Source organism: Streptomyces sp. NPDC015127 (assembly GCF_043080095.1).
Taxonomy (GTDB): Bacteria; Actinomycetota; Actinomycetes; order Streptomycetales; family Streptomycetaceae; genus Streptomyces.
This window is the reverse complement of the sequence record NZ_JBIBVE010000041.1, coordinates 1-17,007: the sequence shown is the minus strand read 5'-3', so window position 1 is coordinate 17,007 and position 17,007 is coordinate 1. Positions and strand designations below refer to the sequence as shown.

The window sequence follows — 17,007 nt, the reverse complement described above, 5'->3', positions numbered from 1 at the left end:
GTCCGCTCCACCAGCCCCGCATCCGCACCCCACACCACATCCCGCAACGACACCCCACCCAGGTGCCCGTCCAGGCACTCCACAACAGCGTCGAACGCCTCCGCGAACACCGGGAACGCGCCATACAGCTCCCGGCCCATCCCCAACCGCTGCGACCCCTGCCCCGTAAACACACACGCCACCCGACGGCCACCACGCGCAAGTCCGGAGCCCTCGCCCCGCGCCACCGCCTCCAGCCCCATGGCAAGCTCCGCCCGATCCGCACCCACCACCACGGCCCGGTGACCGAACCTGGCACGGCGGCCCAGCGATGACGCCACGTCCGCAGCTCGTACGGAAGGTTCTGCCTGCACCAACGACCGCAGGCTTTCGGCCTGCGCTGCCAACGCCTCCTGCGACTTCGCCGACAGGACCCACGCCACCGGCCCCGCGCCCTCGTCATCCACGGACTCCACCGCGACGTCGGCCGACGTGACCTCCTCCACGATGACGTGCGCGTTCGTGCCGCTCAGCCCGAACGACGACACCGCCGCCCGCCGCGGACGCCCCTCAACAGGCAGCCACTCCCTGGCCTCCGTCAGCAGCTCCACCGCACCCGCGGACCAGTCCACCTGCGACGACGGCTCATCCACATGCAGCGTCCTCGGCATCACCCCGTGCCGCATCGCCTGCACCATCTTGATAATTCCGGCCACACCCGCCGCCGCCTGCGTGTGTCCGATGTTCGACTTGATCGACCCCAACCACAACGGGCGATCAGACGACCGACCCTGACCATAGGTCGCCAACAACGCCTGCGCCTCGATCGGATCACCCAACGTCGTACCCGTACCGTGCCCCTCCACCACATCCACATCAGCGGACGTCAGCCCCGCCGACGCGAGCGCGCCGGCAATCACCCGCTGCTGCGACGGACCGTTGGGGGCCGTGAAGCCGTTCGACGCACCGTCCTGGTTGACGGCGGAGCCGCGCATGATCGCCAGCACCGGATGCCCGTTGCGCCGCGCGTCCGACAACCGCTCGACCAGCAGCACACCGGCGCCCTCGGCGATGCCGGTGCCGTCGGTCGTCTCGGCGTAGGACTTGCACCGGCCGTCGCGGGACAGTGCGCGCTGGCGGCTGAACTCGACGAAGATCTCCGGTGTGGCCATCAGGCTCGCGCCTCCGGCCAGCGCCAGTGTGCACTCCCCGGAGCGCAGCGCCTGCGCAGCCAGGTGCAACGCCACCAGCGACGACGAGCACGCCGTGTCGACGGTCACCGCCGGACCCTCGAGGCCGAAGACGTAGGACACGCGGCCGGACGCGTTCGCGCCGGTGCCGCTGTTGCCCGCGTAGTCGTGGTACATCAGGCCGGCGAACACACCCGTCGCGCTGCCCCTCAGCGACGACGGGTCGATGCCCGCGCGCTCGAACGCCTCCCAGGCGCATTCGAGGAGCAGCCGCTGCTGGGGGTCCATGGCCAGCGCCTCGTTCGGGCTGATGCCGAAGAAGGCCGGGTCGAATCCGGCCGCGTCGTAGAGGAAGCCGCCGTCACGGGTGTAGCTGGTGCCCGGGCGCTCGGCGGTCGGGTCGTACAGTTCCTCGACGTTCCAGCCGCGGTCGCGGGGGAACTCCGAGACGGCGTCCACTCCGTCGGCGACCAGCCGCCACAGGTCCTCCGGCGAGGTCACACCGCCCGGGTAGCGGCAGCTCATCGCCACGATGGCGAGGGGTTCGTCGGCCGCGGCGGCCGTCGTCGTCGCCACCGCTGTCGGTGCGGTGGCCGTGCCGGAGAGCTCGCCGAGCAGGAAGCGGGCGAGTGCGGACGGGGACGGGTGGTCGAATGCCAGCGTCACCGGCAGTCTCAGGTCGAGCGCCTGGCCGAGCCGGTTGCGGAACTCCACGGCGGTCAGCGAGTCGAAGCCCATCTCGCGGAAGGCCCGGTCGGGATCGACCTCCGACGCCGAGGCGAAGCCGAGTACGAGCGCGACCCGCTCCAGGACGAGGTCCAGCACCGCCTGTTCGCGGTCGGCCTCGGGCAGCCCGGAGAGGAGCGCGGCGGAGCCGTCCTGGGCACGCGCGCCGGAGGCGCTGCGCCGGACTCCGGGGAGCAGGGCACGGAAGAGGGCGGGCACTTCGGCCCGGCCGCGCATGGCGGCCAGGTCGAACCGGGCGGGCACCAGCGCGGGCTCGGTGCGGCGCACCGCCGTGTCGAACAGCGCGAGGCCCTCGTCGTCGGCCAGGCCGATCATGCCGCTGCGGGCGATACGGGCCCGGTCGTCGTGGTCGAGGGCACCGGTCATGCCGGTGCCCTGCGCCCAGAAGCCCCAGGCCAGCGACTGCGCGGGCAGGCCGCGGGCGCGGCGGTGTGCGGCCAGGCCGTCGAGGAAGGCGTTGGCGGCCGCGTAGTTGCCCTGTCCTGGCGAGCCCAGGACCCCGGCCGCGCCGGAGAACAGCACGAACACATCGACGTCGCCGGCCAGTTCGTGCAGGTTGAGGGCCGCGTCGACCTTGGGCCGGAACACGGTGTCGACCGCTTGTGGGGTGAGGGTGGCGATGGTGCCGTCGGCCAGTACGCCGGCCGCGTGGACAACGCCGCGCAGCGGCCGGTCGTCGGGTACGGCGGCGAGCACGGCCGCCAGCGCGTCGCGGTCGGCGGCGTCGCAGGCGGCGAAGGAGACCGTGTGGGCGCCGAGTTCGGCGAGTTCGTCGCGCAGGGCGGCCGCACCGGGTGTTTCCGGGCCGCGGCGGCCGAGGAGCAGCAGGTGGCGGACCCCGTGTGCGGCGACCAGGTGCCGGGCGAGGAGCCCGCCGAGGGTGCCGCCGCCGCCGGTGATCAGCACGGTTCCGTCCGGGTCGAACGCGCCGGGGCCCTCGTCGGCGGTGTGGGTGCCGAGCGGTACGCGGGCGAGCCGGGCGGCGTGCAACTGCCCGTCCCGGATGATCAGTTGCGGCTCCTGGGAGGCCATGATGGAGGGCACCAGCTCGGGCAGGGGGCCGTCGGTGTCGGCCAGCACGATCCGGCCGGGGTGCTCCGACTGGGCCGAGCGGACCAGTCCCCACACCGCGGCGCCGGCCAGGTCGGTGAGGTCTTCGCCGTCCAGCGCGGCCGCACCGCGCGTGTGCACCAGCAGGGTGGAGTCGGCGAACCGGCTCTGGGCCGTCCAGGTCTGCAGGACGTGCAGGACGCGGTGTGTGGCGGCGTGCACGGCAGCGCGGTCGGTGCCGGGTTCGACGGCGAGGGTGATCACGTCCGGCACGGTGTCGTCCGGCACGATGTCGTCCGGCACGATGTCGGCCGCCCCGGGCGCGGCCTCCCCGGCCGACGCTGCTTGGCCCCAGGTTTGTTCGTCCCATGCGGCCACAGACACCGGCTCAGCGGTGGCGGTGGATGTGGGGTTGGCGGTGGCGACCGGGACCCACGCCGGCCGGTACAGCGCGTCGCGCGCGGGCTGCGCGGTGTCGGCGGACCACTCGGCGGACATCGGCCTCAGCACCACCGAGGCCACCGAGAGCACGGGGGCGCCCGTGGGGTCGGCTGCCTCCAGCGCTACCTCGCCGTCGCGGAGCGCGGTCAGCCGGACCCGCAGGCGCGACGCCCCCGAGGCGTGGAGGGTGACGCCGGTGAACGCGAACGGCAGCAGGGCCCGGTCACCGACCGCGCCGGTGAGCGCGCAGGCCTGCAGCGCCGCGTCCAGCAGGGCCGGGTGCAGGCCGAACCGCTGCCCGTCGGCCTCGGCGGCCTCGGGCAGTTCCACCTCGGCGCACACGTCGTCGCCATCCCGCCAGACCGCGTGCAGGCCCTGGAACACCGGGCCGTGGTGCAGTCCGGTCGCGGCCAGTGCGGCGTAGAACCCGTCGAGGTCCACGGCGGTCGCGGCGGCCGGCGGCCACGGTGCGGGGAGGCCCGAAGGGGCAGCGCCGGTCTGCGGGCCGAGCAGGCCGGTCGCGTGGCGGGTCCACGGCAGGTGTTCCGGCGCGTCCTCGGCGCGCGCGTACACCTGCACCGTGCGACGGCCGTCGTCGTCCGCGGCGCCCACCACGACCTGCGCCTGGGTGCCTCCGTCGGCGAGCAGCAGGGGCGCCTCGACGGTCAGTTCGTTCAGGACGGGGCAGCCGACCTCGTCGCCCCCGCGGACGGCGAGTTCCACGAAGCCCGTGCCGGGGAGGACGGCCGTGCCGAGCACGCCGTGGTCGGCCAGCCACGGCTGGGTGACCGTGGAGAGCCTGCCGGTCAGCACCACCCCGTCCGACGCCGGGGTGGCCACGACAGCGCTGAGCAGCGGGTGGCCTGCCGTGCGCAGGCCGGCGCCCACCACGTCGCCGCCGGTCGCGGGGGTCGCGTCGATCCAGTGGCGCGTGCGCTGGAAGGGGTACGTGGGCAGGTCGACGAGCCGTGCGCCGGGGAAGGTGCGCGGCCAGTCCACGGTGACGCCGTGGACATGGACCTCGGCGAGCGAGGTGAGGAAGCGGTCGAGTCCGCCGTCGTCGCGGCGCAGCGTGCCGGTCACGACGGCGGACGCGTCCGCGTCGGCGAAGGTGTCCTCCAGGCCGAGCTTGAGGACGGGGTGGGCGCTGGCCTCGACGAACACGTCGATCCCGGCGTCGGACATGGCGCGGCAGGTGTCGGCGAAGCGGACGGTCCGGCGCAGGTTGCTGTACCAGTACTCGGCGTCGAGTCCTGCCGTGTCGAGCAGGTTGCCGGTCACCGTGGAGTAGAAGGGCACGTCGCTGCTGCGCGGCCGTACGGGGGCGAGCAGCTCCAGCAGCCGGTCGCGGATGCCTTCGACGTAGTGGGAGTGCGAGGCGTAGTCCACCGGGATCATCCGTGCGCGGATGCCGGAGGTGTCCAGCTCCGCCCGGAGTCTCTCCAGGGCGTCGGGTTCGCCGCAGACCACGACGGAGCCGGGGCCGTTGACCGCGGCCAGTGACAGCCCTTCGAGGTCGCGCAGCCGGGCCTCGGCCGCCTCCGCGGACAGGGCGACGGACATCATGCCGCCGAGGCCGGCCAGTTGCCCGGCGATCAGCCGGCTGCGCAGGGCGACCACGCGCGCGCCGTCCTCCAGGGACAGCCCGCCCGCCACGCAGGCCGCGGCGATCTCGCCCTGGGAGTGGCCGACCACGGCCGCGGGTTCGACGCCGTGCGCCCGCCACAGGTGCGCGAGTGACACCATGACCGCCCACAGCGCGGGCTGCACGACGTCGACGGCGTCCAGCGTCGGCGCACCCGGCTCGCCGCGCAGCACGGCGCGCAGGTCCCAGTCCGCGAAGGGCCGCAGGGCTTCGGCGCATTCGTCGATGCGGCGGGCGAACGCATCGGACGACTCCAGCAGTTCCACCGCCATCCCCGCCCACTGGGAACCCTGGCCCGGGAAGACGAACGCCACCTGGGTGCCGCCGCGTGCGCTGCCCCGGACCACGTTGGCCGCGTCGCCGTGGCCGGCCAGCGCGGTCAGTCCGGCGACCAGTTCGGCGGTGTCCGCGCCGATGACGACGGCCCGCCGGCCCAGCGCGGCGCGTGAGGTGGCCAGGGAGAAGCCGACGTCGGCGGGGTCGAGGTCGCGGCCCGTCACGTGGTCGGCCAGTTGTGCGGCCGCGGCGGCCAGCGCGTCGCGGTCGTTCGCCGATATCACCCAGGCGTGGGCCGCGGGTACGTCGCAGGCGCCGCGGTCGCGGACGTGCGGTGCGGGGAGCGCTCCGTCGGCCCGTGCGTGGGCCTCGGAAGCCTCCGCGCCCGGCGCCTCATCGGCCCTGGCGGCGTCTGCATCGGGCGCCTCATGCGTCCTGGCGGCCACTGCGTCGGGCGACTCGTTGGCCACCGGCGCCTCATGGGTTCTGGGGGCCACTCCAGCGGGCGACTCCTGGGGCACGGCCGCCTCTTGCGCCTCCGGTGCCTCTTCGAGGATCACGTGGGCGTTGGTGCCGCTGACGCCGAACGAGGAGATCCCGGCCCGCCGGGGGCGGCCACGGTCCTGCCACGGCCGCGCCTCGGTCAGCAGCCGCACGGCGCCCGACGACCAGTCCACCTTGGACGACGGTTCGGTGACGTGCAGGGTCCGCGGCAGCACACCGTGCCGGATGGCCATGACCGTCTTGATGACACCGCCGACCCCGGCGGCGGCCTGGGCGTGCCCGAAGTTCGACTTCAACGAGCCCAGCCACAGCGGGTCCTCGGGCGAGCGGCCCTGCCCGTAGGTGGCGAGCAGCGCCTGCGCCTCGATCGGGTCGCCCAGGGTGGTGCCCGTTCCGTGGCCTTCGACGGTGTCGACCTGCCCGGCGGGCACCTGTGCGTTCTCCAGCGCCAGCCGGATCACCCGCTGCTGGGAGGGGCCGCTGGGCGCGGTGAGTCCGTTGCTCGCGCCGTCCTGGTTGACCGCGCTGCCCCGGACCACGGCCAGTACGGGGTGGCCGTTGCGCCGGGCGTCGGACAGCCGCTCCAGCAGGAGCACACCGGCTCCCTCCGCCCACGCGGTGCCGTCCGCGCTGTCGGAGTAGGCCTTGCAGCGGCCGTCGGGCGCCAGGCCGCGCTGGCGGCTGAACGCCACGAACGGCGCCGGGGTGCACATCACCATCACACCGCCGGCCAGCGCCATGGTGCACTCGCGGCGGCGCAGGGCCTGTACGGCCAGATGCAGTGCCACCAGCGAGGACGAGCACGCCGTGTCGACGGTGAGCGTGGGCCCCTCCAGGCCGAGGGTGTAGGCGACGCGGCCGGAGATCACCGCGGAAGCCGCCGCGGTGCCGAGGTAGGCCTCGGCGGCGTCGGGCGCGGCGTTGAGCAGGTCGCCGTAGTCCTGGTAGCCGGAGCCGGTGAACACGCCGACCGGCGTGCCGCGCACGGCGTCCGGCGCGATCCCGGCCCGTTCGAACACCTCCCAGGACACTTCGAGCATCAGCCGCTGCTGCGGGTCCATGACCGCGGCCTCACGCGGGGAGATGCCGAACAGGCCCGCGTCGAACCGGGTGGCGTCGTACAGGAACCCGCCTTCGGCGACGTAGCTGGTGCCCTGCTGGTCGGCCCCGCCGGCGAGCAGCCGGTCGAGTGGCCAGCCCCGGTCGGCGGGCAGTGGCCCGACCGCGTCCGTGCCGGTGGCGACGAGGTCCCAGAGCGCTTCGGGCGTGCGTACGTCGCCGGGGTAGCGGCAGGCCATCGAGACGATCGCGATCGGGTCGCGGTCGGCGCTCTCCGCCTCGTGCAGCCGCTGTTTGGTCTGCGCGAGATCGGCGGTCACTCGGCGCAGGTAGTCGAGCAGCTTCTGGTCCTCGGCCATCACACTGTCCTCGTCCGCAGGGTCGGGTGCACGGGTCAGCCGCTCAGCCCGAGCTCGTTGTCGATGAAGTCGAAGAGCTCGTCGGCCGTGGCGCTCTCGCCGATCCGGCCGTCGTCCGGCGCGGTGGCGGCCTCGACGGTGGCGAGCAGGGCCCGCAGCCGGGCGCCGATCCGGTGCTGCTCGACCTCGTCGGCGGGCAGCGCGACGACGGCGGCCTCCAACCGGTCGAGGTCTGTGAGCAGCTTCGCGGCGCCGGTCTCGGGTACGAGTCGGGTCCGCAGGTGGTCGGCGACCGCGGCCGGGGTGGCGTGGTCGAAGACCAGCGTGGCCGGGAGGTCCAGGCCGGTGGCGGCGGACAGCCGGACCTTGAGGTCCGTGGCGGCCACGGAGTCGAAGCCCAGGTCGGAGAAGCCCTTCCCCGGCTCCAGCGCCTCGGCGCTGTCGTATCCGAGCAGCGCGGCCACATGGGTGCGGACCAGGTCGAGCAGCAGGCGGCTCTGCCGGGCCGGGGACAGCCCGGCCAGTCGCCCGGCGAGGGCGGACGGCGCCTGTTCGCCGGCGGGCGGGGCGGCGAGCAGGGCGGCCACCTCCGGGAGGGCGTCGAGCAGGGGGCGTCGGCGGGCCATGGTGTAGACGGGGGCGAACCGGGGCCACTCCAGGTCGGCGACCACCAGGTGGTCCTCGTGGCGGTCGAGGGCCTGGCGCAGAGCGGTGACGGCCAGATCGGGCCGCATGGGCGGGGCGCCGAGCCGTCTCATGCCCGCGCTCAGCCCGGCGTCGACCATGCCGCCTTCCCAGGAGCCCCAGGCGATCGACGTGGCGGTCAGGCCGCGGGCCCGGCGCCGGGCGGCGAGGCCGTCCAGGTAGGCGTTGGCGGCGGCGTATCCGGCCTGGCCCGCGCTGCCCCACACCGCCGCACCGGAGGAGAACAGCACGAACGCGTCCAGGGGTGTGCCGGCGAGCAGTTCGTCGAGGTGCCGGGCGCCCGCGACCTTGGCGGCGGCCACATCGGCCAGTTCGTCGATGCCGAGGTCGGTCGGCGGCGCGATGCGTTGCATCGCACCGGCCGCGTGCACCACGGCGGTCAGCGGCCGATGGGCGGGGACGCCGTCCAGCAGCGCGCGGACTGCGTCCCGGTCGGTGACGTCGCAGGCGGCCACGGTGACGTCGGCGCCCAGCGCGGTCAACTCGGCTTCCAGTGCGGCGATTCCGGGGGCGTCGCGGCCGCGCCGGCCGGCCAAAAGCAGGTGTTCGGCGCCCGCCTCGGCCATGAGTCGGGCCACGTGGGCGCCCAGTCCTCCGGTGCCGCCGGTGATCAGGGCCGTGCCGGAGGTCCGCCAGTGTGCCGGCCGCGCGCCGCCGAGCGGTGCACGGACCATGCGCCGGCCGAACACACCGCCCGCCCGGATCGCCACGTGGTCCTCGCCGCCCGCCGCGGACAGGACGGCGCACAGTCGTCCGAGGGCCTCGGGGCCGGGCCGGGCGGGCAGGTCGACGAGCCCGCCCCAGGTGTCGGGCAGGTCCAGCGCGAGACCGACTCCCAGTCCCTGCACCATCGTCTGGCGGGGATCGGGCTCGTCGGCGTCGTCGATGGCGACCGCACCGACCGTGGCGCACCACAGCGGCGCGGGCACCGCGGCGTCGGCGAGTGCCTGCGCCAGGGTGAGCGTGGCGGCGAGTCCGGCGCCCAGAACGGGGTGGCGCGCATGGGGCCGGTCGTCGGTTCCGAGCAGTGACAACACCCGGTGTGCGCCGGTGTGTTCGCGCAGCCGTCCGGCCAGCGCGGCGCGGTCCTCGGAGGGGGAGACGGGGAACGGGATCACCTCGGTGCCCCGTTCGGCGAGCGCCGCGCCGACCGCTGTCACGAGCGGGTCGTCGGCCCGGTCCGCGGGCACCGCGAGCAGCCAGCGGCCGTCGAACGGGCCCGGCTCGGGCTCGGGGAGCGGCTGCCAGTCGACTCGGTACCGCCATCCGTCCACCGTGGTCTCGGCGCGGCGGGCGCCGCGGGCCGCGGAGAGGGCGGGCAGCACCTGGGCCAGTGCGTCGGCGTCGACGCCGAGCTGCGTGGCCAGCGTGGTCGTGTCGACGTGTTCGAGGCCGTCCCAGAAGGCGTCGTCCGCGGGATCCGCCGTCGTTGGGGTGTCCTCCCACCAGTACCAGGAACGCTGGAACCGGTACGTCGGAAGGTCGGTCCGACGGGCGCCTGTGCCCGCGTAGAACGCCGCCCAGTCCACGGTCGCGCCCCTGGTGTACGCCTGCGCCACGGCGGTGACCACTTCGCTCTCCTCGGAGCGGCCGCGCCTGAGCGCCGGGACGAACACCGCGTCGTGCTCCGGTGCGAGGCATTCCGGTCCGGTGGCCGAGAGGGCGGCGTCCGGGCCGAGTTCCACGAAGGTGGTCACACCCTGGTCGGCGAGCCGGCGCACCCCGGCGCCGAACCGGACGGTGGCCCGTACCTGTCGCACCCAGTAGGCGGGGTCGGTCAGTTCACCGGTCACCGGCTCACCGGTCAGCGCCGAGACGACGGCCAGTTCCGGAGCGGAGTACGTGAGCCCTGCGGCCGTCTCCGCGAACGCGTCGAGCATCGGTTCCATGAGCGCGGAGTGGAAGGCGTGCGACACGGCAAGCCGCTTGGTCCTCCGTCCGGCGCCCTTCAGCCGCCCGGCCACGGCCAGCACGGCGTCCTCGGGCCCGGAGAGCACCAGTGACGACGGCCCGTTCACGGCGGCCACGTCCACCCGGCCGTCCAGCAGGGGCCGCACCTCGTCCTCGCCCGCCTGCACCGCGACCATCGCCCCGCCGGACGGCAGGGCCTGCATCAGCCGCCCGCGTGCGGCGACCAGCTTCGCGGCGTCGGGCAGGCTCAGCACTCCGGCGGCGTGTGCCGCGGCCAGTTCGCCGATCGAGTGACCGAGCAGATGGTCGGGCCGCATCCCCCAGGACCGCAGCAGCCGGAAGAGTGCGACCTCGACCGCGAACAGCGCCGGCTGGGCATACCCGGTCCGGTCCAGCAGGGCGGCGTCGTCGCCCCACACGACCTCGCGCAGCGGCCGGTCCAGCCGCGGGTCCAGTTCGGCCAGCGCGGCGTCGAACGCCTCGGCGAACGCCGGGAACCTCCCGTACAGCTCGCGTCCCATTCCGATGCGCTGGGCGCCCTGCCCGGTGAACAGGAACGCCGTCCTGGCGTCCGGGCGCGCGATGCCCCGCACCAGGCCGGGCGCCACCTCGCCGTCGGCCAGCGCGGCGAGCGCGCCGCACGCCGTCGCCGGATCGGCGGCGATCACCGCGGCGCGGTTCTCCAGACCGGCCCTGGACACCGCGAGTGAGTGGCCGACGTCGAGCAGCGTCTGCTCGGGGCCGGCCCTCAGGTGGGCGAGCAGGGCGCCCGCCTGGGCGCGCAGCGCCGGCTCCCCACGGCCGGACACGAGCAACGGCACCGGCCGGTTCGCGGAGGGCGCGCCGGGGGTGTCGGGGCTGGCGGGCGCGGCGGGTGCCGTGGGCGCGGCCGCGGCCGGCTCCACGACGGACGCTTCGTCGACGGGTGCCTCTTCGAGGATCACGTGGGCGTTGGTGCCGCTGAGGCCGAACGCCGACACACCCGCCCGCCGGGGCCGGTCGGTACGCGGCCACGGCGTGGCCTCGGCAAGGAGCTGTACGTGGCCGGTCGACCAGTCCACGTCGGGCGTGGGTTCGGTGAGGTGCAGGGTCCGGGGCAGGGTCTCGTGGCGCAGCGCCTCGACCATCTTGATCACGCCGCTGACCCCGGCCGCGGCCTGGGCATGCCCGATGTTGGACTTGACCGACCCGAGCCACAACGGCCGCTCGGCCGGTCGGCCCTGACCGTAGGTGGCGAGCAGCGCCTGCGCCTCGATGGGGTCGCCGAGCGCGGTACCGGTGCCGTGCGCCTCGACGGCGTCGACCTGGTCGGCGGAGAGCTGCGCACTGGCCAGCGCCTGCGCGATCACTCGTTGCTGCGACGGCCCGTTGGGCGCGGACAGTCCGTTGCTCGCGCCGTCCTGGTTGACCGCGCTGCCGCGCAGCACCGCCAGCACCGGGTGGCCGAGCCTGCGCGCCACCGACAGGCGCTCCACCAGCAGCAGCCCGATGCCCTCGGCCCAGGACGTGCCGTCGGCGTCGGCGGAGAACGACTTGCACCGCCCGTCCGGGGCCAGCCCGCGGTCCTGGCTGAAGCCCACGAAGGAGTCCGGTGTGGACATCACCGTGACGCCGCCCGCGATGGCCATGGTGCACTCCTCGGCGCGCAGCGCCTGCGCCGCCAGGTGGAGTGCGACCAGCGAGGACGAGCACGCGGTGTCGACGGTCACCGCGGGCCCCTCCAGGCCGAGCGCGTACGCGACCCGGCCGGAGGCGACGCCTGCCAGGCTGCCGATGCCTTTCGCCGCGTAGTCGTGGTAGACCACGCCCGCGAACACACCGGTCTGACTGCCCTTCAGCGACGCGGGGTCGATCCCGGCCCGCTCCAGCAGCTCCCACGACAGTTCGAGCAGCAGCCGCTGCTGGGGATCGGTCTCCCTGGCCTCACGCGGGCTGATCCTGAAGAAGTCGGCGTCGAACTCGCCCGCGTCGTGCAGGAAACCGCCCTGCGCGCAGTAGGTCCTGCCGGGCGTGGCCGGCTGCGGATCGTACAGCCCGTCCACGTCCCAGCCGCGGTTGCGCGGGAAGCCCGAGATCGCATCGGCGCCGGATTCGACCAGTTGCCACAGGTCGCCCGGGGAGCGGACGCCTCCGGGGAAGCGGCAGCTCATCGCCACGATCGCGAGGGGTTCGTGCAGGCGCTGTTCGGCGTCGCGGAGCCTGCGGGTGGTCTGCCGCAGTTCGGCCGTGGCCCGTCTGAGGTACTCGCGGAGCTTGTCGTCGTCGCTCATGGTCCTTCAGCTCTGGAGGTTGTCCAGCATCGCGAACAGTTCGTCGTCGGAGGCCGAGGCCAGGTCGTCGTCGGCGGTCCCGTCCGCCCGGTCGTCGGTGGCGTCGCGCCAGTCGCGCAGCAGCGCCTCCAGCCGCGCGGTGATCCGCGCCGCCACGGCGGGTTCCGGCCCGGCCCCCGTGAGCACCACCGCCAGGCGGTCGACCTCGGCCAGCACCGGATCGGCGGCGCCCGCGGCACCGCTCACCTGCTCGTCCAGGTACGCCGCCACGTCCTGGGCGGTCGGATGGTCGAAGACCAGCGTGGGCGACAGCCGGCGCCCGCACGCCACGCTCAGCGCCTTGCGCAGCTCCACCGCGGCCAGCGAGTCGAACCCGAGGTCCTGGAACGGCCGGTCCGGCTCCACGTCCTGCCACGACCCGTGGCCGAGCACGGCGGCCACGTGCGTGCGGACCAGCTCCAGCAGCACCTGCTCGCGGCTGCTGTCCGGCATCCCGGCCAGCTGCTCGCGCAGACCGGCCGCGGGAGCGGCCCGCCTGACCGACGGCCGGGGGCGGGACGCGGCCTCTTCGGAAACGAACTCGGCCCGGTCGACCGCGCGGCTCTCCACGTGTGCCACGGACAGCGCCGGGCGCCCGGCGCCGTCGGTGGCCGTCAGCGTGACCCCCGTGCCGGTCGGTGTGATCCGCACCCGCAGTTCCCGTGGTCCCGTCGCACCGACGGCCCCGACGGCCCCGACGGACACGCCCTGCCACACCACCGGCTGCACCGGCTCGTCCGCCGGCCGGTCCAGGTGCAGCGCCGCGTCGAGCAGGGCCGGGTGGAGGGCGAACCCCTCGGCGTCGGCCTCCGCGGGCAGCGCGACTTCCACGCAGGACTGCTCACCGTGCCGCCACGCGGCACGCACGCCTTGGAAGAGCGCGTCGTAGCCGTAGCCCGCGGCCAGCAGCCGCTCGTACGTCTCGTGGACGTCGACCGGCGTGGCACCGGCGGGCGGCCAATGCCGGGAATCCTGGGCGGGCTCGAGACCGTCGGGCTCCAGCGTCCCGTGCGCGTGCCGCGTCCAGGGCCGGTCCTCGCCGACACGGCTGTGGATCGTGACCGGTCTGGCGCCGGATCCGGCGTCCTCGGCTCCGACGACCACGTGCACGGTCACCGGTTCCTCGTCGAGGAAGAGCGGTGCCTCGACGGTGAGGTCGGCGAGCAGACCGCAGTCCGCGTGCTGACCAGCCGTGAGCGCGAGTTCGGCGAGGCCGGCGGCCGGGTAGACGACCCGGCCGTGGAGATCGTGGGCGCCGACCCAGCTCTGTTCGGATTCCGCCAGCCTGCCCGTCAGCACGACGAGGTCGCTGCCGGGCACGGCGATTTTCGCTGCGAGCACCGGATGACCGGTGGCGGCCTGCCCGAATCCGCTGACGTCGGTGCTCTTCGGCACCGACAGCCAGTAGCGGTCTCGCTGGAAGGCGTACGTGGGCAGGTCGACGCGGCGGGTACGGCGCCGGGCGAACACGGCCGTCCAGTCCACCGGCGTGCCGAGTGCGTGGACCTGGGCGAGGGCGGTCAGCGCTGCCAATTCCTCGTTCCGGTCGCGGCGCTGGACCGCCGCCACTACCGCATCGGTGTCATCCGGCAGGCAGTCCTGGGCCATGGTCGAGAGCACCGCGTCCGGGCCCACCTCCAGGAACACGCCCACACCCTGGGCGGCCAGTTCGGTGATGCCGTCGGCGAAACGGACCGGCTCACGGACATGCCGCACCCAGTAACCCGGATCGGCGATCTCCTCACCCACCAGGCCGCCGGTCAACGTGGACACGAACGGAATCTGCGGCCGTGCATACGAGAGATCCTCGGCGACGGCCGCGAACTCCGCCAGCATCGGCTCCATCAACGGCGAATGGAACGCATGACTGACCGCCAGCCGACGGGTCCGGTGACCCTGCGCCTCCAACCGCTCCACCACCTGGCTTACTGCGTCCTCGACGCCCGAGATCACCACGGAATCGGGGCCGTTGACCGCCGCGAGACCCACATGCTCGTTCAGCAGCGGCAGGACCTGCGCCTCGCCCGCCCGCACCGCCACCATCACCCCACCCGCAGGCAACGCCTCCATCAAGCGGCCCCGCGCCGCCACCAGACGGCACGCGTCCTCCAGGCTCAGTACGCCCGCGACATGCGCAGCCGCCACCTCACCGACCGAGTGCCCCAGCACAAACCCAGGCCGCACACCGAGTGACTCCAGCAGGCGGAACAACGCCACCTCGATGGCGAACAGACCCGGCTGCGCCCACCCCGTCCGCTCCACCAGCCCCGCATCCGCACCCCACACCACATCCCGCAACGACACCCCACCCAGGTGCCCATCGAGACGCTCCACAACAGCGTCGAACGCCTCCGCGAACACCGGGAACACGGCATACAGCTCCCGGCCCATCCCCAACCGCTGCGACCCCTGCCCCGTAAACACACACGCCAGCTGCGCATCAGGCGCCGCCACACCACGCACCACCGTCGGTGCGGTGTCGCCCGCCGCCGCGGTGTCCAACGCGTCCAGGAGTTCTGCCCGGCTCCGACCGATCACAGCGCACCGCTGCTCCAGCGCGGGCCGTTGGGTGGCCAGGGACCAACCGACGTCGAGTGGCCGCAGCTCCGGATGTTCCTCCACAAAGGGCCGGAGCCGTGCCGCTTGGGCTGCCAGCGCCTCCGGCGACTTCGCCGACAGCACCCACGCCACCGGCCCCGCGCCCTCGTCGTTCACCGACTCCACCGCAGCCTCGGCCGGCGCGGCCTCCTCAAGCACCACATGCGCATTCGTCCCGCTGATCCCGAACGACGACACCGCCGCCCGCCGCGGACGCCCCTCAACAGGCAGCCACTCCCGCGCCTCCGTCAGCAGCTCCACCGCACCCGAAGACCAGTCCACCTGCGACGACGGCTCATCCACATGCAGCGTCCTCGGCAACACACCATGCCGCATCGCCTGCACCATCTTGATGATCCCCGCCACACCCGCCGCAGCCTGCGTGTGACCGATGTTCGACTTGATCGACCCCAACCACAACGGACGACCCTCGGAACGACCCTGACCATAGGTCGCCAACAACGCCTGCGCCTCGATCGGATCACCCAACGTCGTACCCGTCCCGTGCCCCTCCACCACATCCACATCAGCCGCCGACACACCCGCCGACGCCAACGCCTGCTCGATCACCCGCTGCTGCGACGGACCATTCGGCGCCGTCAACCCGTTCGACGCACCGTCCTGATTCACCGCCGAACCCCGCACCACCGCCAGCACCGGATGCCCCAGCCGCCGCGCATCCGACAACCGCTCCACCAACAACACACCCGCGCCCTCCGAGAATCCGGTGCCGTCGGCCGCGGAGGCGAACGACCTGCACCGGCCGTCTCCGGAAAGTCCCTGCTGCCTGCTGAACTCCAGCAGCACCTCGGGTGTGGCCATCACGCTGGCCCCGCCGGCCAGCGCCAGCGTGCACTCCCCCGAGCGCAGCGCCTGCGCAGCCAGGTGCAACGCCACCAGCGACGACGAGCACGCGGTGTCCACAGTCACCGCCGGGCCCTCGAACCCGTAGCTGTAGGAGATCCGGCCCGAGGCGATCGAGCCGGTCGCCGAGCTGTTTGCGTAGTCGTGGTACATCAGGCCGACGAATACGCCGGTCGCGCTTCCGCGCAGGTGCGCCGGGTCGATGCCGGCCCGTTCGAACGCCTCCCACGACGTCTCCAGCAGCAACCGCTGCTGCGGATCCATGGCCAGCGCCTCGTTGGGACTGATGCCGAAGAACCCGGCGTCGAACTCCCCCGCGTCGTAGAGGAATCCGCCCGAGCGTGTGGACACCCGGTCCGGCAGCCCGGGCTCGGGGTGGTAGAGCCCGTCGACGTCCCAGCCGCGGTCGCGGGGGAAGTCGGAGACCGCGTCCCCGCCGGACTCGACCAGCCGCCACAGCTCCTCCGGCGAGGACACCCCGCCCGCGAAACGGCACGCCATCCCGACGATCGCGATCGGCTCGTCCTCCACACGCGACACCACCGCAACCGGCGCCACACGCACACCCTCACCCGACAGGACACCATCGAGATACTCCGCCACCGCGGCCGCCGTCGGATGATCGAAGACCAACGTCGCCGGCAACCGCAAACCGCTCACAACGTTCAACCGGTTCCGCAGCTCCACCGCGGTCAGGGAGTCGAACCCCAGCTCCTTGAACGCGCGGTGGGGCGCCACACCGGACGGGGACGCATGACCGAGCACGTCGGCCGTCTCGCGGCGCACCAGCTCCAGCAGCATCGCCCTGCGGCGGTCCTCGGGCAGCCGGAGCAGTCGGTCGGCGAGCGTTGCTCCGGACGCGGCCCGGTTCGCCTGCCGTCGTGGCATCCGCACCAGCGCGCGGAGCACATGCGGGACGGTGTCGGACGCCGCCTGTGCCCGCAGCCCCGCGGGCTCCAGTTTCAGGAGCACCGGATGGGCGACGTCGGAGGCGATCGCGGCGTCGAACAGGGCCAGTCCCTCGGCCTCCGACAGGGCACCGAAGCCCTGGCGGTGCAGGCGGCGCAGCGCCGTTCCGTCGAGGTGACCGGTCATGCCGGTGCCCTGGGCCCACAGGCCCCAGGCGCAGGACTGGGCGGGCAGCCCGGCGGCCTTGCGGTGGGCGGCCAGCGCGTCGAGGAACACGTTGGCGGCGGCGTAGCTGCCCTGGCCGCCGGGGGCGACCGTGCCCGCGGCCGAGGAGAAGAGGCAGAAGAGGGCCAGGTCGTGGTCGGCGGTCAGCTCGTGCAGGTGCCAGGCGGCGTCCGCCTTCGGCGCGAGCACCGCATCCAGCCGCTCCGGCGTGAGCGTGTCCACCACACCGTCGTCCA

The 17,007-nt window shown here is 73.9% G+C and carries 3 protein-coding genes; all 3 read right to left on the bottom strand.

What is annotated here, in order from left to right; translation table 11 throughout:
* Nucleotides 1–7,253 (bottom strand): type I polyketide synthase (locus ACF08N_RS36260; protein WP_392328995.1); only part of this gene is annotated, 7,253 nt, incomplete at its 3' end.
* A 32-nt stretch (nt 7,254–7,285) separates the two neighbouring features.
* Nucleotides 7,286–12,136 (bottom strand): type I polyketide synthase, encoded by a 4,851-nt coding sequence (locus tag ACF08N_RS36255; RefSeq protein ID WP_392328994.1) that lies wholly within the window; start codon nt 12,134–12,136, stop codon nt 7,286–7,288.
* Between the two features lie 6 nt (nt 12,137–12,142).
* The coding region (locus tag ACF08N_RS36250; protein ID WP_392328993.1) for a beta-ketoacyl synthase N-terminal-like domain-containing protein at nt 12,143–17,007 on the bottom strand (4,865 nt) is incomplete at its 5' end.